The sequence below is a fragment of the Roseovarius albus genome (genome assembly GCF_900172335.1).
Classification (GTDB): Bacteria; Pseudomonadota; Alphaproteobacteria; order Rhodobacterales; family Rhodobacteraceae; genus Roseovarius; species Roseovarius albus.
The window spans coordinates 1-16,426 of the sequence record NZ_FWFX01000005.1 but is presented as its reverse complement, the minus strand read 5'-3'; the positions used below and the strand labels follow the sequence as shown (position 1 = coordinate 16,426).

The 16,426-nt window shown below is 52.3% G+C and carries 18 protein-coding genes; 11 read left to right on the top strand and 7 right to left on the bottom strand.

The window, feature by feature from the left end; genetic code table 11:
* Positions 1-109: 109 nt before the first annotated feature.
* The gene (locus ROA7450_RS08995) at positions 110-1,519 is read left to right on the top strand and encodes an aminotransferase-like domain-containing protein (RefSeq protein ID WP_143534412.1); all 1,410 of its coding nucleotides are present in this window, start codon (positions 110-112) and stop codon (positions 1,517-1,519) included.
* A gap of 253 nt (positions 1,520-1,772) precedes the next feature.
* On the opposite strand, the gene ROA7450_RS08990 is transcribed toward ROA7450_RS08995, so the two are convergent.
* Complete coding sequence (locus tag ROA7450_RS08990) at positions 1,773-2,243, bottom strand: RidA family protein (RefSeq protein WP_085805384.1); 471 nt, start codon at positions 2,241-2,243, stop codon at positions 1,773-1,775.
* A gap of 32 nt (positions 2,244-2,275) precedes the next feature.
* Positions 2,276-2,887 carry a TetR/AcrR family transcriptional regulator gene (locus ROA7450_RS08985; protein WP_085805383.1) on the bottom strand — a complete coding sequence of 204 codons (612 nt, stop codon included), beginning with the start codon at positions 2,885-2,887 and terminating at the stop codon, positions 2,276-2,278.
* 106 nt (positions 2,888-2,993) lie between these two features.
* On the opposite strand from ROA7450_RS08985, the gene ROA7450_RS08980 reads away from it, so the two are divergent.
* The 3 genes from ROA7450_RS08980 to ROA7450_RS08970 all read left to right on the top strand — a co-directional run bounded on the left by ROA7450_RS08980 (position 2,994) and on the right by ROA7450_RS08970 (position 4,842).
* Complete coding sequence (locus ROA7450_RS08980; RefSeq protein WP_085805382.1) at positions 2,994-3,452, top strand: DMT family transporter; 459 nt, start codon at positions 2,994-2,996, stop codon at positions 3,450-3,452.
* 63 nt (positions 3,453-3,515) lie between these two features.
* On the top strand, positions 3,516-3,971 hold the full coding sequence (locus ROA7450_RS08975; RefSeq protein WP_200812941.1) for a nuclear transport factor 2 family protein: 456 nt from the start codon (positions 3,516-3,518) through the stop codon (positions 3,969-3,971).
* Positions 3,964-4,842 (top strand): ergot alkaloid biosynthesis protein, encoded by an 879-nt coding sequence (locus tag ROA7450_RS08970; protein WP_085805380.1) that lies wholly within the window; start codon positions 3,964-3,966, stop codon positions 4,840-4,842. Before ROA7450_RS08975 ends, ROA7450_RS08970 begins: the two co-directional genes overlap by 8 nt.
* A gap of 421 nt (positions 4,843-5,263) precedes the next feature.
* Here ROA7450_RS08970 and ROA7450_RS08965 read toward each other — a convergent pair whose 3' ends face one another.
* From ROA7450_RS08965 to ROA7450_RS08950, 4 genes are all read right to left on the bottom strand, one after another.
* Entirely contained in the window at positions 5,264-6,232 is a 969-nt protein-coding gene (locus ROA7450_RS08965; protein WP_085805379.1) for an ion transporter, read from the bottom strand.
* Positions 6,225-7,415, bottom strand: coding sequence for a low temperature requirement protein A (locus tag ROA7450_RS08960; RefSeq protein WP_085805378.1), 1,191 nt, complete (start codon positions 7,413-7,415; stop codon positions 6,225-6,227). Before ROA7450_RS08960 ends, ROA7450_RS08965 begins: the two co-directional genes overlap by 8 nt.
* Before the next feature lie 163 nt (positions 7,416-7,578).
* A complete protein-coding gene (locus ROA7450_RS08955) occupies positions 7,579-8,298 on the bottom strand; it encodes a glutathione S-transferase family protein (protein ID WP_085805377.1) in 720 nt (239 codons plus the stop codon).
* Complete coding sequence (locus ROA7450_RS08950) at positions 8,285-8,893, bottom strand: NAD(P)H-dependent oxidoreductase (RefSeq protein ID WP_085805376.1); 609 nt, start codon at positions 8,891-8,893, stop codon at positions 8,285-8,287. Before ROA7450_RS08950 ends, ROA7450_RS08955 begins: the two co-directional genes overlap by 14 nt.
* A 135-nt stretch (positions 8,894-9,028) precedes the next feature.
* Between ROA7450_RS08950 and ROA7450_RS08945 the strand changes: the two genes are divergently transcribed.
* Positions 9,029-9,400: a winged helix-turn-helix transcriptional regulator gene (locus ROA7450_RS08945; RefSeq protein WP_085805375.1), complete on the top strand. Its 372-nt coding sequence runs from the start codon at positions 9,029-9,031 to the stop codon at positions 9,398-9,400.
* Between the two features lie 370 nt (positions 9,401-9,770).
* A complete protein-coding gene (locus tag ROA7450_RS08940) occupies positions 9,771-10,403 on the top strand; it encodes a tyrosine-type recombinase/integrase (RefSeq protein WP_085805374.1) in 633 nt (210 codons plus the stop codon).
* A 175-nt stretch (positions 10,404-10,578) separates the two neighbouring features.
* On the opposite strand, the gene ROA7450_RS08935 is transcribed toward ROA7450_RS08940, so the two are convergent.
* Positions 10,579-11,439 carry a MurR/RpiR family transcriptional regulator gene (locus ROA7450_RS08935; protein WP_159454027.1) on the bottom strand — a complete coding sequence of 287 codons (861 nt, stop codon included), beginning with the start codon at positions 11,437-11,439 and terminating at the stop codon, positions 10,579-10,581.
* Between the two features lie 272 nt (positions 11,440-11,711).
* Between ROA7450_RS08935 and dctP the strand changes: the two genes are divergently transcribed.
* The 5 genes from dctP to ROA7450_RS08910 all read left to right on the top strand — a co-directional run bounded on the left by dctP (position 11,712) and on the right by ROA7450_RS08910 (position 16,335).
* Positions 11,712-12,722 (top strand): TRAP transporter substrate-binding protein DctP, encoded by a 1,011-nt coding sequence (dctP, locus tag ROA7450_RS08930; RefSeq protein ID WP_200812940.1) that lies wholly within the window; start codon positions 11,712-11,714, stop codon positions 12,720-12,722.
* Entirely contained in the window at positions 12,719-13,204 is a 486-nt protein-coding gene (locus ROA7450_RS08925; RefSeq protein WP_085805372.1) for a TRAP transporter small permease, read from the top strand. The genes dctP and ROA7450_RS08925 overlap by 4 nt, the downstream gene beginning before the upstream one ends.
* Positions 13,201-14,478: a TRAP transporter large permease gene (locus ROA7450_RS08920; RefSeq protein WP_085805371.1), complete on the top strand. Its 1,278-nt coding sequence runs from the start codon at positions 13,201-13,203 to the stop codon at positions 14,476-14,478. Before ROA7450_RS08925 ends, ROA7450_RS08920 begins: the two co-directional genes overlap by 4 nt.
* A 1-nt stretch (position 14,479) precedes the next feature.
* Complete coding sequence (locus ROA7450_RS08915) at positions 14,480-15,157, top strand: M15 family metallopeptidase (RefSeq protein ID WP_085805370.1); 678 nt, start codon at positions 14,480-14,482, stop codon at positions 15,155-15,157.
* A gap of 77 nt (positions 15,158-15,234) precedes the next feature.
* Complete coding sequence (locus ROA7450_RS08910; protein ID WP_085805369.1) at positions 15,235-16,335, top strand: D-amino acid dehydrogenase; 1,101 nt, start codon at positions 15,235-15,237, stop codon at positions 16,333-16,335.
* The last annotated feature ends 91 nt before the right edge of the window (positions 16,336-16,426 follow it).

Sequence of the window (16,426 nt, the reverse complement as noted above, 5' to 3'; positions counted from 1 at the left end):
TTCGGTTGCGCCTCAGATAGTTCATCTTCAGACAAAATGCAATCAATATCCAATCAATATGATGGCGAGTGCGACAATATGTTGAAATATACTTGTTATAGGGTTAAAGATGATAGACACAATCTTCTATATTGATTGGAACGATGCCTTGAAGTCATGGACACTAAATCTGCGCGACGACGGAAAACCACTCTACGTCCAAATCGCAGAAGCGATCAGACATGATGTAGAGACAGGTGTGCTTGATGCAGGTGACAGGCTTCCGCCTCAACGCAGCGTCGCCAAGCTTGTTGGGTTAGACTTCACAACGGTGTCCCGCGGTTATTCTGAGGCTGCAAAGCGCGGGTATATCGACACCTTTGTTGGCCGGGGTTCGTTCATCCGGAAACCAGACGAGACATCAGAAAAAGCAGATCCACGCCGCGCGCTTGAAGAAGACCCGAACATGAACATGCCCCCGGAGCCAGATGATCCGGCTCTAGTGGCCCGTATGGAACAAGGCCTCACACATGTTGCCGCGAACCTCGTTCCTCTGCTTCGCTACCAATCCATTATCGGGAGCCGGCAAGACCGGGAGACCGCATCACGCTGGATGAACATCAACGGGATAGACGTCGAAGCAGACCACTTAGCCATCACGCCCGGCGCACATGCCAGCCTACTATCGATACTGACATTGCTCTCCAAGCCCGGAGACACCGTGCTCTGTGAGCGTGTGACCTATCCCGGTATCCGTGCTATCGCTGCTCAACTTGGTATTCGGCTTGTCGGCGTGAGATCAGACAGCAGCGGCATTCTCACTGATGAGCTGGATGCCGCCATTCAAGAGCACGCTCCTTCTGCTCTTTATCTGAACCCGACGCTGCAAAACCCCCTGACGCTTACAATTCCAAATAAGCGGCGTGAGCAGATCGCATCCGTTTTGGATAAGTACGGTTTGCCTTTGATTGAAGATGACGCCTGCCGTTTTGTGTCGTCTGATACACCGCGACCTATTTCACAGAATATCCCTGAATTGGGGTGGTACATTGCAGGTCTTTCGAAATGTCTGGGCGCTGGCTTGAGGCTGGCACTCACGGTGGTTCCATCTGGCCTGTCGAAAACCCATTTCACGCGGGCTTTGCAGGCATCGAATGTCATGGCATCACCAATCACAACAGCTTTGATGGCAAGATGGATCGAGGATGGCACGGCTGCGGCCGTGCAGAAGTTCGTCCGCAAGGAGGCGAACCGCAGACAGAATTTGGCGACGAAGATTATGCAGGACCAAGCCTTCGTAGGCAGCACCGAAGCTTTCAATATTTGGCTCAAGCTGCCCGAAGGGTCGAGCCCAGCTGACGTGATGAGTCATATGGCCAATCGTCAAATCGGCATTATGCCGAGCAATGCCTTTACCGTAACAGGTACACCCGACGAAGCAGTCAGGGTTTGCCTTGGTGGGCCAATCTCATTCAGCCAACTTACTGAAGATCTCGAAGCATTAAACTATGCGATCACCCACCAAAATTGGGTTCCATAAACTGTTTTCTGGTTCCGAAACAAAAAACGAAACGCAATGTGGTTACGATAAGAGCAGAGAGCCTGGTAGTGAGCTGAAAAGGTATCGGTAAAGGATTTCTGTCTTTCACTGCTGACGCCGCACCGGCCGTAATGGCATGTATCCTGCTGTCAGCGCCCGTATCCAGCAGCTTCTATGAAGCCGCTGGATACGATCACCACAATGGAGCTTATCTGTTCGCAAGGCGATTTCAGTAGCAACACGTTGGTGCAAATCAGGTAGGAGATACCCGGAAAACAGCTTCGATCTCGACCATAGCATTTGCCGGAAGACTCGAACTCCCAACAGCGAAACGCACATGTTCTGCGGTTTCGGATCCGAAAACCTGCACCATGAAGTCCGATGCCCCGTTCACGACTTTAGGGTGATCGGCGAAATCCGGTACGGCATTCACGAAGGCACCCAGTTTTAGGAGTCGCTCGATCCGATCAAGATCACCAAGTGCCGCTTTCGCGCGAGCAAGCAATCCAATTGCACAGTGTTTGGCGGCTTCTGCTCCTTGCTCAACTGTCGCCGATTCACCCAGCTTTCCACGATGCACGTTTCCATCCACATCAACAGAGATCTGACCGGAGATATAGAGATAGTCTCCGTCGATCAGATAGGGGGCAAAATTTCCGAGCGGACGTGGGGCGTCCGGAATGACAATACTAAGTTCGCTTAGTTTTTCTTCAATGCTGCTCACGACTTCATCTTCTCATGGTTTTTACTTATTCTCTATACGCTTAGCGCCAGCCTTGTAAATCTTCTGATGTCGTCCGACTTGACAGGCCTGTGTTGCACAATAACGCGCCAATAGAGTGGCGCGATAAACATATCCAGCACCATGCTTCGATCAGTTTCTTCTGACAGCTCGCCACGCTCTACCGCCATGTCCAGCATGACCATAGCTTGGGCCCGGCGATCTCGCGTCACACTCTCCAGCAATCCAGCAAGCTCACCTGAACGGGCGTGCTCGGCATGGAGGTCCGGTAGAATCCGTCTCACAAGTGGGTGCCGCAGAGTTGCAGCCATCCTGCGCAAGAGCATGCCAACGTCACTCTCTAAAGATCCTGTGTCTGGAATCGGGGTGATGTTTGTCGCCGTGGATTTCACCGCTTCGGTCACCAACTCAAACTTGGATTTGCTCCGCCTGTAAAGGGCTGCTTTCCCAACACCAGCTCGCACTGCAATGCGCTCCATGCGCATTGCAGAATACCCCGTTTCCGCCCATTCCTCGAACAATGCGCGTTGAATTGCATCCGTCACGCTGTCTTGCAAAACGGCAGCCCCGGCCGGCTTCCGACGCGGCCGATCAAAACTTTTTGCGTCGGAACCCTTGCGTTCCATCGTAATTCACCTTTATGTAGGACGAAACGGTATCGTTCCGATGTAGATTGAAGCAATCTCTGCGATACTGCAACCGAATTCTGGCACTTGGGGAAAGGATGCGAAGATGGACCCGAAAATCGCACTTCTGTGGTTTGCTCCTCTGCTTTGCGGCGCCCTGATACCCATCCATGCCGGAATGAACGCAAAGCTTAGCCGCGCTGCCGGCCACCCACTCTGGGCAACCCTGTTGTCTTTTGGAATTTCATTCTTTTGCCTGGTGGTCGGCATCGCATGGCTTCGTCCGACATTGCCAAGCTTATCATCACTATATGCGGCTCCTCCCTGGGCGTGGGTAGGAGGTGTGATCGGAGTCATTTACGTGATGGCGACCATGGTTCTGATCCCACGCTTTGGGGCTGCCGCTTTTATTGCCGCAGTCGTCGCCGGACAAATGGCGATGGCACCCATCCTCGATCAGAACGGTCTTTTGGGGACCGCCCCTCGACCAGTCGATTTCTTCCGCATCACAGGTGCAATGCTGTCAATTATTGGTGTCCTCGTCATGCAGTTTGAAAAGGCGTAATGACCCAAGCCACCACTCACATCGACGCCCACAACAAAGATCAACATGAAGTTAGGAGAGACCATGTCCGATACTAACACGATACCCAGCTTTGGCGCGATGCTGCGCACCGCCCTCGGAGATGCAATCATCGTAGATGCAGGCGAGAACTTCCTGGACATGTGTGACGAAGGCATTGTTTTCGAGTTCCCGTTTGCACCCGAAGGTTCCGTTCGTGAACTGCGTGGCCGAGACACTATGGCCGCCTATCTGCCAAAAGCCGGAGGCCTCATCAGCTTTGAATCCATGAGCCCGGCAGTTACCCATGTTACCAAAGACGGTGAAACCTTTGTATTGGAGTTCTCCTGCAAAGGTGAAGGCAAAGCCGGGCGCTACGATCAGAATTACATTTCAGTCATCAAAGTGAAAAACGGTCGCATCGTTCACTACCGGGACTACTGGAACCCACAGGTTCTACTGGATGCCGTCGGTGGCCTTGAAACACTAAAATTCGAACTCGGGAACTTTATCGATGCCTAAGAACATTCTCATCACCGGCGGCACCGGCAAGACTGGCAGCCGCGTCGTCAAACAGCTACATGCAAAAGGGCTGGCCCCGCGCGTGGGAACACGCAGACCTCGAAACAAAGATGAAATGCGGTTCGATTGGAGCGATCTGTCTACGTTCACGGATGCTTTCGAAGGCGTCAGAGCTATCTACCTCGTAGCCCCCACAGACACCGTGGATTCACTGGGAGCAATGCAGCCCGGTCTTGAGGCGGCACTTGCCGCGGGCGTCCAACGCTTCGTGCTACTCAGTGCCTCTTCTTTGGAAGAAGGCGGACCCATGATGGGCGCAGTCCACGCCTGGCTGCGCTCCAACGCTCCAGAATGGTCCGTTCTGCGTCCAACCTGGTTCATGCAGAACTTCTCAGAGCTTCATCATCGAGATCCAATTCGCGATGAGTCCGCCATCCACACAGCGACAGAGGACGGTCGAGTTGGCTTTATCGATGCTGGCGATATAGCAGCCTGTGCAACGGCGCTGCTGGTCACTCCGTCAGTCAAAGATACTGACTATATGCTCACTGGCCCGGAAGCGATTTCTTATGATGTCGTTGCCGAAACACTGAGCAACCAATTGGGGCGGAAGATCACCCATCATCGCCTAACCGTCGATGAACTGACAGAGCGTCATCAAAGTCTCGGATTGCCGGAAGAGTACGCACAAACATTGGCCGCTATGGACGGTGTAATTGCTGGCGGGTCAGAGGATCGCGTCACTGACAGTGTGCTGAAGCTGACCGGATCACGACCAACCTCTATCGATCAGTTCGTTCAGCAAAACATGGAAGCATGGACGCAGAGAAAAGATATCAAGATTCGAGTGGCTGAGACAGCGAACATGTGAGATGCGTGTGTCCTTAGCTGACCTTCGTGTTGGCTTCGGGGACGGTAGCAATGTGCGCGTGTCGAAGATTGCAAAACTCGGCGATGAATGACCGGCTTGGGCTGGCTGCGGCCCTTTAGAGTAAAAATGCGGATGTCTGCAAAGTCCGCGTTGCTGCCATTGATAGAACGACGATCTAAGGTCTGCTTTGCGGACATTGCCGCTATTCACCCCGCGTCGGTGGAACGTTCACATTGCGCAAAAAGCCGCCTTTGGTTGCGCCAACTCTAACGATGGGAAGTGGCAAAAATCGACACTGTTTCGATAGCTTTAAAAGCGCAATCAAGTTCTTTGGGCCCGTCGCGCAACACCATTGCAATTTAGGAGGGGGACGCCGTAATACTTGGACACCAATTGGATGATGAGGCAGGAGTCAGCTTGCTCATAGACCCCCCTTTTTCGTCTTTGTAAGAGGCTGACCGCAGGACTGACAACGCTCCGTTCCTGTTTGCAATTCGGCGTGGATTTGTTGGCGGATGTGACCTGCGGCGCGGTTTGATAGGCCCAATTGTTTCCTCAGGATTTCAATGTCTTTTTCATCAGCCTCGCAGATGTTCCCGTCTTCCAGAGCCGCTCTGAACTGGCGTTCCAGTTTGGCTCGGCGTCGGTGCAACTGGTCGTTGAGACCGCTGGCAATGATCCCAGCTGGCAAAGCAGCCATACCAATGCCAATCACGGTAATCAGAGCGCCGAACATTTTGCCGGCAACCGTGATCGGTGTCACGTCGCCGTAGCCAACCGTTGTCAGTGTTGCCATCGCCCACCACATGGCTGCGGGAATGGATCCGAATGCCTCGGGTTGTGCGTTGTGTTCTGCTATCCACGCGCCGCTGGCTGCGAAAATCAACATCAGCATCAGGATGAAGAAACCAGCAAAGAACGCCCCTGCTTCTTCTTCGAAAACCGCGAACAGCATCCCAAGCGCGGGCGAATAACGCGTCAGTTTGAGCAAGCGCAGCATTCGGAAGGTACGTAGCAGGCGCAAGTCCATCGGGAAGATCAGATAGAGCAGCGTAGGCAGTATCGCGAACAGATCGATCAGGGCCAGCGGAGACCTTATCCAGGCCAGCCGGGACTTGTAGCTCGGTTCTTCGGGCGCAACCCACAGGCGCGCTACGTATTCGGCTAGAAATACGGTCAGTGAAACGGCCTCGAACAAGTTTAACGCAAAGGACCACTGCACATAGATTGAGTCGACGGTTTCAAGTATGACAGCGGCAACGTTCAGCGAGATCAAAACGATCAGCGCGATTTCAAGGAACCACGGTCCAGTTGCGCTTCGATCCGGCCGCTCCAACCACCAATAAAGTCTTGCGCGAAGGCGTTTGTTTCTTTGAATTCCCTCACTCATTTCGGAACGTCGCCCACGCGCGTGTTACAGGAACAGCAATTTGTGAAAATAGAGCGGTTCCCCAAATCAAGTTGCCGACAAGGGAGGGTACATGCGGCACAATAAAGAAACAGGCGATGGCGGTGACAATGCCAAATACGCGTACGTCCCAACGTCCAAAGTCAGACGCCAGACGATGCTCAATCACTTCGCGCAACAGCCAAAGCATCGCGATGTAGCCTGCGAGCCCAAAGCACCCGATTGCGGCGTATTCCGTTGGGTACGGCTCCCAGAATCCAACCTTGACTTCGGCGGCAAGCGCCACACCGACCATTACGCCACACAACATTAGAACAAGATGGGCCAACCACCAGGTCACAAGGGTCGATATCTTTCTGTCCTTTGGCTTGGCGTTGCCAATAAAATCGAAATAGATCCAGCACATCACAAACATCGACACACCGCCGATCACAAAATTTACCAGCACGTCAGGCGCAACTTTGTAAATTCCTTTCTCAGATAAGGTGACCACCAGCTTGAAGAATCCCTCCCCCAAAACGATCAATGTCAAAAGGGCAAAACGTTCTGACATATGGCCAAGGCGCGGAACAAAGCGTTCAAACCGAAGGACCGTCATTCTGGGTATCATGTAGACCAATTGTGTTGCGACCAGGGACGTGCCAAAGACCCAATAGGCCTGTGGTTTGGGCAGAAACGCTGTGATGGCAAAAATGATGGCAAAGACGGTGAAATTTCGCACCTGTTCCGATGCCATCGAATTGGCCGCTGCATTGACCCTTCGAGCTCGAAAATAGAGCGCGGCAATCATGGCGCGGTTGGCCGCAAATCCCAACGCAAAGAAATGCCAACCTTTACCATCTATGGCCGGGATCGCGGCTGCCATGAACATCACGGTGCAGATCATCACCGACATGATCAACCGGTGCCAGAGGTCGGTACTGACATAGATCGAGTTAAAAATGCTCAGCTCACCCCACGCGTACCAAAGCGTTATGAATACACCGGCAAAGACAAGAAACCCGTGTAGGTCCAGGTGGTGCGATAGATAGTTGCCCAGCAGGAAAATTGTAACAACGTGGATCAGGTCATAGAACAGTTCTGTCCAATGAGCGTGATCGTGCACGTGATCCAGATCCTGGTGGTGCTGCGGTTTGCGCCACATAGGGTGTTCGTGAAGGGCCATCGAAAAACTTGCTCCTATCAAAGGTACAGCAGTAAACGCTGCTGCAAAGATGCATCTATCTTCGTAGAAGCCGAATGCACTTCGGTTCTCAATGCACGGTTACACTACATAAAACACCAAGGATGCCAAACCCTTGGTGCCGACCGGGTTCGGCTGCCAGCTGCTAGCCCTGTTTGACGTTGCTGGCGAACCGCGCCGCGTTTTCCTTGGTAAAGGCGCTAGCGTCGGCCTCTGTATCCCAAAAATGCGGATTGGCTTTGGGGATGGTCAGGGCCTTTTGCACGGCTGGGCGGGAGTCAATCCGGTCGAACCAGGCCTGAAGATGCGGTAATCCCTCAACACTGGCGCGCGCCCAGACGTAGGCACGGGCCCACGGATAGATCATCATGTCAGCGATAGTGTATTCCCCGGCCGCGAGCCAGTCTTTGCCCTCGAGATGCGTGTCTAGGACTTCAAGTAGCCGGCGTGTCTCATCGACGTAGCGCTTGATCGAAAACGGCTCTTCATGGCCGTTCGGAGCAGCGATGTGCTGGAAGTACATGGCTTGCCCCATCATCGGCCCCACATGACCGACTTGAAATAACATCCATTGCATCACTTCGGATCTCTTGACTGGGTCACTAGGCAGGAACTTCCCATACTTCTCCGCCAGATGCCAAAGGATCGCACCGCTTTCGAAAATCGACCGCCCCTCGGCTCGATCCTCTATCGTTGGGATTTTGCCATTGGGATTGAGCTTCAGATAGGGCGGCGCTTTTTGTTCCTGTTTCGAGAAATTGATAGCGGTGAGGTCATAAGGAACGCCTGCTTCCTCAAGAAAAATAACTGGCTTATAACCGTTCATTGTGGCTGCGGTGTAGAGGTGGATATCAGGCCGCGACATGGTCGACCTCTGCGAAAACGATGTCCAGATGCGCGTCTAAGCGTTTGAAATCCGCCTCGATCTCGGGGTTTTTCATAACATCAAACGCCGCAAAACTCGGCAATTTCTCCATTGCAAAGAATTTTGCGTTCAGGTGAACCGGTCGCAGCAGATCATCGACGCTGCCGCCTGCAAAGAACTGCTCGGACGGGTCATCGAATGCTTCTTTTGGCGCGTTAAAAGTCACGGACAGCATGTATTTGGTGCCGGCCAGCGTTCCACCCATACCGTAGTTGGCTTTAGGTGCATCGACTGTGCGGCCATCTCCGGAGCACAGTCGTCCGTCCATTCCGGCAGTGTAAACCTCGTCCATGTATTTCTTAAAAACCCAGGGCGTTCCCATCCAGTTTACTGGAAACTGCATGATGACCACATCTGCCCAGATATGGGCGTCTACCTCGGCGTTGACATCGTAGCCGTCGGTGATCGTTGTCACGCGGAGTGTGTGGCCTTTTGCGGTAAGCACCTCACTCGTTTTTTGCGCTAGACTCGCGTTTAGCTTGCCTGGGGCAAATTCATACGGCTGTGTACCGTTGATGATCAGGATGTTGCTCATTACTGGTCCCTTCTTTCCTCAGAATCTCAAACCGCTTGACTCGTCGCAGCGTCGAAGGGAAATTGTGTTTATAGATTAATAAAATCAACCAGTATACTTTTGGTAACCTACTTGTCACGCCAAAGGAGGTCTAAAATGTACGCCCGGGTCGAGAACGATACCAAAGGCCGGCGACAGGTTTTCGAAGCCTGTGCGGAACCTTGCGCAATTGAGCGCGGGATGCGAATGATTGGTGGAAAATGGACGGGGTCCATTCTGTGGCACCTGAAAGATGGCCCTGTCAGGTTCAACGATCTCTCTCGCATGATCGGCGGGGCCAGCAAAAAAATGATCACCGAACGCCTGCGCCAGCTCGAAGCACGAGGATTGGTGCGGCGTGAGGTCATGGATACAGCGCCAATATCGGTGCAGTATGAGATCACTGATTTTGGGCGGACTGCCATCGGGTTTCTGGACGCGCTAAGAGCGTGGACCGAGAGCCTGCCCCAAGACACTTCCGCGCCCTAACCCTTTGATCCACGAAGTGGTGCAAAGCAATCCCATAGAAAAGAGCGCCCGTGAAAGGATTGGACTTGCAATACTCATGAGCCGCATTCTCCATGAAGCGTTGAATCCCGTCCACTTAGTTCTTTGATCTAAAAACTAAGCTTGAGCTTGTAGCTAAAATTCAACTCCACGATGTTCGAAGCCAGGCTTGGACGGTTCACGACTTTTCAATGTCCCCTTTTTTGCGCTTAGCTGCCAATCGTATATTGTACAGCATCCTACACTTTGGGCTCATAGCAGACTTCGGAGGCCGCTCAGCATCCTGTGATACACTGCCTTGTCAACTTCGGGTTGCCGTTGTGGCTGGGCGTGGCGGTTTGGATGAATCACCATGCATATCCCACACTTACCGGCCATTCGTGCCTGTCGTCCTGCTTGGAATAAAGGACGAGTAGTTGGTCAGAAAAGGCCGCTGCTTCCTAAACACGTCTGGGCCATTCGTGTACGGTTAGAGTTCGCCGACAACTTTCGAGACCTTGCTCTGTTCAATCTAGCCATCGACAGCAAGCTGCGCGGTTGTGATTTGGTGAAACTTTTGGTGGCCGATGTTTATGTCGCCGGTCAGGTCGAAGAGCGAACATCCATCATTCAGAGCAAGACACAAAAACCGGTTCGGTTCGAGATCACAAAAGGCACGCGCAAATCGCTTTTACGGTGGATGGAGGAACCTTTGATGGTCGGCTCCGAGTATCTCTGGCCGGGGCGCTTCCACGAGCGTCTTCACATTTCGACACGACAATACGCGCGATTGGTTCGCGAATGGGTCAAGTCGATTGACTTGGAGCCTAGCTCATACGGAACGCATTCAATGCGACGAACTAAGGTGTCACAGATTTACAAAAAGACTGGCAATCTGCGAGCGGTTCAACTGTTGCTGGGACACACAAAGATGGACAGCACAGTTCGATATCTTGGCGTTGAATTGGAAGATGCTCTGGCGATCTCAGAATCTGTTGAAATCTGAGAACCTAGGCCGCCTTCACGGGCGGTCCACACCAGACGCTCAACGCAGTACATCAATGCTGCAGTTGCGACCAGAACTGTGGACATACGCGGCCGTTCTCTAACATTACACCAGCCGCAGATTTCGCCACATCTGGACGAAAACTGACGACAAATCGAATTCGTCGTTTTCCACGTCAGTCCAGGAACAACCCAAAATGATCCTGTGCTTCCGCGAGTTTCTGCACGCGTTGCTTTGCGCGTTTCCCGAGCTTGCCACTGACATCTTGTAGCAGCAGATTCAGCCCTGTCGAAATACCCTGTGGCATTGCCAGGAAAAAATGGGTCTCTGCTGGATAGCGGAGTACGTAGGGAGTAATCCCATTCGCCCAGTCACAGAATTCGTCTGCAAAAATAATAACTTCCATGCCGCGTTCACGCGCGAGTTTGGCAAGAACTGGCCCGTGTGCGCCGTACCGAAACACATCCATCATGATAAGGGTGACCTTTTCATCAGGAGCGGGCAAGAGCCCTGCGTAAACCCCATCAATGCCATCTACAAGATGGACGCGATCCCGCAAGTAAGACAGGCGGCGACTAAAACCGTCCGCAAGATAGTACATCGTCTGAAACCCAGTGACGTGAACGGCATCAGAGTGCGCGACCCGCTCCACGACATCCCCCCAAAGCTCACTGTCGCGAATAGAAAAGGCCGCTTCAATCGAGGCATGACTTAGTTCAAGGCCCACTTGCGAGTCTTCAGATTGAGGTCGTGAAAAGCTTGTCTCAAACCGCTGATCCACCCGATAGTTATCTGGCCCATATGTATCTTGAATTGTCTTGCTGCGTGCATCTGCTGAATCATTAAAGCCGAGCTTGCGGTAGAAGCGCGTAAGCGTCATCGGGCTGATATCCAGCTTACGGGCAATATCAGCGTTGGTTTCGATCAAAATTGCTTCCGGACGCGCCAGAAAATAGGCTGAGATACGTTTCTCTTTCTGTGTGAGACGGCTTTCCGCTTGCGCAATCGCTTCTGCAAAAATGTCAGTTTCTTGCACAGGTTTCTCCGTTTTTCTGCCCACTGGACACGACGCTATTGCTCTTCCAACCTTGTAACACTTGAAAGGGACTGAATATAGGTAATGTTAGCATTTTAACATAAATACTAAAATAGTTTCATTGATAACATTATGATTTGTACGTATGCAAGTAACACGTCTAAGTGATTCGCAGTTCCCTGCAGCCTCTCCCCTGCAACAGAACGCGAGATCGGCTGGCTCGCACAAAAGTGCTTGGACAGAAATATAGGAACAACAGGAAGGAAATTGACGTGAAACTAAGAATTATCGCAACCGCAGCGTTACTCATCGGCACCGCTTTGTCAGCTCAGGCAGAGGCCATCAAACTGGGTTATAACGGCGCACCTGATGCGAAAAAAAACGCAGTTCACTACTTTGCTGAAAATCTCGAGAGGATCGTTGAGGAAAACTCTGACATCGAGATTGAACTGTTTGCGAATTCCCAGTTGGGCAGCGAGCAAGAACGCATGGAAAACACGTTGGCATCGCCTTCGCTGAATGTCGCAAGCTTTGCTGGGCTGGCACCAGTCGTACCCGAAAGTTACGTATCCAACACGCCTTTCATGTTCGCCAACCCCGAAGAGGCCCGCGCCTTCTTTGATGAGGGTGGGTATTGGAAAATGGTGGAATCTGCTTTCAGCGACCGCACGGGCGGTTCAGAAATCTTGGCCGTTGTGGAAGAAGGCGGTTTTCTGGCCTTTACCAGCACGGACACCCCGATTCATTCGCCAGCAGATTTTGCCGGTATGAAGTTCCGGGCAATGGATCCCTCACAGGTCGCACTTTACGAAGCGATGGGCGCATCTGGTACGCCGGTTCCATGGACCGAGGTCTATGCCGCACTGCAAACCGGTGTTGTCGAAGGTCAAATGAACCCACCGCTCTACATCATTCTGGGGTCTCTCAATGAGGTGCAGAAATACATGACACGTGCCAACGTGCAGTATTCTATGCAGTTCCTGGTTGGGAATGGCGAATGGCTTGCCTCACTCTCTGAGGCAGATCGCAAAGTGCTGGAAGACGCGATTGTTGAAGCCAACGCTTTGACGCGTGACAGCGTTCAAGCCAATGTCGAAGGCCGGGTTGAATGGCTCAAGGAAAATGGCATGGAAGTCATTGATCCGACAGCGGAGCAACTGGCTGAGTTTCAGAAAATTGGTCAACCAAGTTTTATCGCCTGGTTGGGAGAACAGAGTATTGATCAGTCATTTATCGATGCAGCATTCGCAGATCTGGGAAAATCTGATCTGCTGAAGCAATGATCGGAACAGTACAAATCTGGTTGGCACGCCTTACATTAGGCGTGTCAGCTCTTTTGATCGCCTGGGTGGCTTTATTCATCCTGTATGGCGTCGGCGCACGATACTTTCTCGGATCGTCGCCCATCTGGTTTGATGAACTGGCGCGTTATGTAATCATCGCCGCAGCAATGATTGGCATTGGTGCTGTCTGGGTGGATGGGGCACATATGCGAGTCTCGGTTCTGGAAACGCGTGTTCCGGAAAGACTAGGGAAAGTCATCATCCTGTATCAGTGGCTGCTGACCTTGGCTCTTGCCGGTTACATGACTTGGTTCTCGTATCAATATGTTGGCAAAGTGGGCTTCTTTCAAACACCCGGATTGCAAGTGTCTCGATCTGTCCCAGTGGCGCTGATGCCAATTGGGTTCGGTCTGCTCTTTTTCTTGGCGCTCATAAACGGCCCTAAGGCATTGCCACAAGCAATTGTGGAGAATGACCTATGATTTTGACAATGCTGGTGGTGATGCTGATCCATGTAATTTTGGGTCTTCCACTCTTTCTAAGCCTGATGGCGACTGCCATTGTCGGCTTTTCATTCGTGGGCTTTGATCAGATGGCCCGGATCATGCCGCAACAGGCATTCGGGGGCATTGATGTCTTTTCGCTCATGGCGATCCCGTTGTTTATTCTTGCGGGCAACCTTATGAACAACGGTCAAATGACCCCCCGCCTGCTGGCTTTGGCTGACCGGCTGGTCGGGCATCTTCGGGGCGGACTTGGGCATGTGAACGTTACGGCAAGCGTATTTTTCGCTGGTGTAAACGGCTCTGCAGTTGCCGATACCTCGGCACTTGGCACTTTGCTGATACCAGGTATGCGAAAGGCAGGTTTTCCAGGCACCTATGCGGCTGGACTTACCGCTGCAAGCTCACTGATTGGCCCGATTGTGCCGCCCTCGATTTTCATGATCCTTTACGCCAGCATAACGGGCACCTCTGTCGGCAGCCTTTTTCTTGGCGGTGTACTCCCCGGAATTGCCCTTGGCCTAGCCTTCATGGGAATGAATGTGATTTATGCACGCGTTTACAACGTAGAAAAAAACCAGCGTCGGGCCAACCTCAGAGAGATCGCCTGTTCAGCCTATAACGCGCTTCCAGCCCTGATTGCGCCTGTGATTATCGTTGCCGGCATTGTTATGGGTGTTGTGACACCAACTGAATCCGGCGCTTTGACCGTAGCGTATGTTTTGATCTGGGGATTTTGGAGCAAAAATCTGAGCCTTCAGAATGCCTGGCTTTCCCTCAGAGAAACAGCCATCTTGACCTCGGCGGTTTTTGTTATCATCGCGATTTCTTCAATCGTCTCCTGGCAGTTGGCCTATGCCAACGCACCCGAGGCCTTTGTCGGCCTTTTAGAGCCGTTTGCGAACAGCCCCGCGCTGACCCTGATCGCTATTTCGTGCGTCACCTTCATTACCGGCATGTTCATGGAAGAGGTATCAGCCCTGTTTTTGCTTACGCCGATTATTCTACCGGTTGCGCAGATTGCGGGCGTAGATCCTGTGCATTTGGGGATTGTGATGACGCTTAATATCACCATCGCGCTGATTACACCGCCCTTGGGGGCCTGTATCTTCGTGGCTGCAGCCGTAGGCAAGGTTGATATCACACGTCTATTCGTTGCGATCTGGCCGTTTATTGCCGTTGCCATGGGTGTGTTGCTTATCATTATCCTAGTGCCCGGATTGACCACCTGGCTGCCCTCTCGACTGATGTAAGATGAGCTTAGAAAAACTAATGGCCTTAGATTGGAATGTCGCCCAATACATCTCGGCTGGCACAAGTAATGAAGCACTTGTTCCAGCCATCACCTGCGAACACTGGGTCACCCATCCAATCTATTTTCACAACGGCTTGGAAAATGCGCTGCCAGAAATTTGGGTACGCAAAGGTGTCTATGACCGGCTCGTCATTGCGGCTAAAGCACTGCCGCCTGAATATCGCCTTGTCCTACTGGATGGCTGGCGCCCCAGGTCCATTCAGCAGTTTCTTTTTGACAAAGTCCGCGCAGAAGTTGCTTTGGCAAACCCCGCAATGACAGGTGAGGAGATTGATCGCGAAACACTTAATTTTGCAGCCCGTGCATCAAGTGACCCGGTACGCCCCAGCCCTCACATCACGGGGGGGGCTATTGATGTCACGCTTTCAGATGAAAATGGGGCGATCCTAGACATGGGCAGCGCGTTCGATGAGGTTAGCGCGAAAAGTTGGACTGCGGCCGCTGTGCCAGCGGGCCCGGCGGAGCGACGAACTCACCTGCTAAAGGCGATGCAGTTTGCTGGTTTTACCAACCTCCCCAGTGAATGGTGGCATTTTGACTACGGAAACTGGATTTGGGCTTGGTACCAAAATCTCCCCTCGGCAATCTACGGTCCCACAACGTCGCCACCCTCGTAAGATAGGATAACCGGGTGTTTGCGCCTGCCCGCAAAGGGAACCGAAGCTTCTAATATGAAGAGAAAAACGAGGATCACATGAAGGTAGTTGTTCTGGGAGCCGGTGTCATAGGGGTAACCACAGCCTATTATCTGGCAAAACAAGGCGCTGAGGTCACGGTTATTGATCGCCAGCGCGAAGCGGGACTAGAGACCAGTTTTGCCAATGCCGGAGAGTTGTCTTATGGCATGACCTCCCCGTGGGCCGCCCCTGGGGTTCCTCAAAAAGCCCTGAAATGGTTATTAATGCGGCACCGCCCTCTAACCATTTGGCCTTTGCTTAGTCCAACCATGTGGTCCTGGGGTTTGAAAATGTTGAGAAACTGTAACGAAACTCAATATCGAACCAACAAAAGCAGAATGGTTCGGATCTCAAACTACAGTCGCGTTGCGTTGACCGATTTGTGTGCAGAGTTGCCTCTGGAATTTGACCGAAAAGATCTGGGGACACTTCAGCTGTTTCGTAAGGAAAAACAACTCGAATCGTCGACGCTGGATCAGGACGTTCTAAGGGAATTTGGATCCCCATTTGAAGTTCTGGACCGGGACGCTTGTATTGCAGCAGAACCGGGGCTGGCACATGTGGCGGAAAAATTTGTCGGGGGGCTTCGTCTCACCGCAGATCGGACAGGGGATTGCCGTACATTCACCAACCAGCTTGCGCAGGAAGCAGAGAAGCTGGGGGTTACTTTCCGCTACGGTGAAACGATACGAAACCTTGTTGTCGAAGCCGGAAAAATCGCGGGCATCGATACTGATAGAGGCAGGGAAACTGGCGACACGTTCGTCTGCTGCCTTGGCCCGTATTCAGCGATTTTGCTGAAAAAGATCGGTATTCTGCTGCCGATATATCCGGTCAAAGGGTATTCGATCACACTGCCGGTTACTGATCAAAGTGCGGCGCCTCAATCAACCTTGATGGATGAAACTTACAAAGTTGCCATAACCCGCCTTGGTAACAGGATCCGCGTGGCAGGTCAGGCTGAAATTATTGGCTACAATCATCGTCTCGGCAAACACGCAACGGATGCTGTGCGTCACGTCGTGAGCGATCTTTTTCCAAAAGGTGGCGACGTGTCCAAGGCCGAAGACTGGTGTCTGACGTCAGCGCTTATGGGTCCAAATAGGTCGATTTGCTAAGAGAGGGTTTGTTGCTCATCGTAGCCACCAAGGAGTGGATGATGAGAAAGACAACGAAGAGCCCTGGCGAGAAGATCGTCAAAGATATCAA

Bases quoted from the DNA above. Each gene is read 5' to 3' on its own strand.
- ROA7450_RS08980 (WP_085805382.1), top strand. From the start codon at position 2,994: ATGGACCCGAAAATCGCACTTCTGTGGTTTGCTCCTCTGCTTTGCGGC.
- ROA7450_RS08960 (WP_085805378.1), bottom strand. From the start codon at position 7,415: ATGGCCCTTCACGAACACCCTATGTGGCGCAAACCGCAGCACCACCAG.
- ROA7450_RS08910 (WP_085805369.1), top strand. From the start codon at position 15,235: ATGAAGGTAGTTGTTCTGGGAGCCGGTGTCATAGGGGTAACCACAGCC.
- ROA7450_RS08975 (WP_200812941.1), top strand. From the start codon at position 3,516: ATGTCCGATACTAACACGATACCCAGCTTTGGCGCGATGCTGCGCACC.
- ROA7450_RS08955 (WP_085805377.1), bottom strand. From the start codon at position 8,298: ATGTCGCGGCCTGATATCCACCTCTACACCGCAGCCACAATGAACGGT.
- ROA7450_RS08950 (WP_085805376.1), bottom strand. From the start codon at position 8,893: ATGAGCAACATCCTGATCATCAACGGTACACAGCCGTATGAATTTGCC.
- ROA7450_RS08985 (WP_085805383.1), bottom strand. From the start codon at position 2,887: ATGGAACGCAAGGGTTCCGACGCAAAAAGTTTTGATCGGCCGCGTCGG.
- ROA7450_RS08965 (WP_085805379.1), bottom strand. From the start codon at position 6,232: ATGAGTGAGGGAATTCAAAGAAACAAACGCCTTCGCGCAAGACTTTAT.
- ROA7450_RS08925 (WP_085805372.1), top strand. From the start codon at position 12,719: ATGATCGGAACAGTACAAATCTGGTTGGCACGCCTTACATTAGGCGTG.
- ROA7450_RS08945 (WP_085805375.1), top strand. From the start codon at position 9,029: ATGTACGCCCGGGTCGAGAACGATACCAAAGGCCGGCGACAGGTTTTC.
- ROA7450_RS08940 (WP_085805374.1), top strand. From the start codon at position 9,771: ATGCATATCCCACACTTACCGGCCATTCGTGCCTGTCGTCCTGCTTGG.
- ROA7450_RS08970 (WP_085805380.1), top strand. From the start codon at position 3,964: ATGCCTAAGAACATTCTCATCACCGGCGGCACCGGCAAGACTGGCAGC.
- ROA7450_RS08915 (WP_085805370.1), top strand. From the start codon at position 14,480: ATGAGCTTAGAAAAACTAATGGCCTTAGATTGGAATGTCGCCCAATAC.
- ROA7450_RS08920 (WP_085805371.1), top strand. From the start codon at position 13,201: ATGATTTTGACAATGCTGGTGGTGATGCTGATCCATGTAATTTTGGGT.
- ROA7450_RS08995 (WP_143534412.1), top strand. From the start codon at position 110: ATGATAGACACAATCTTCTATATTGATTGGAACGATGCCTTGAAGTCA.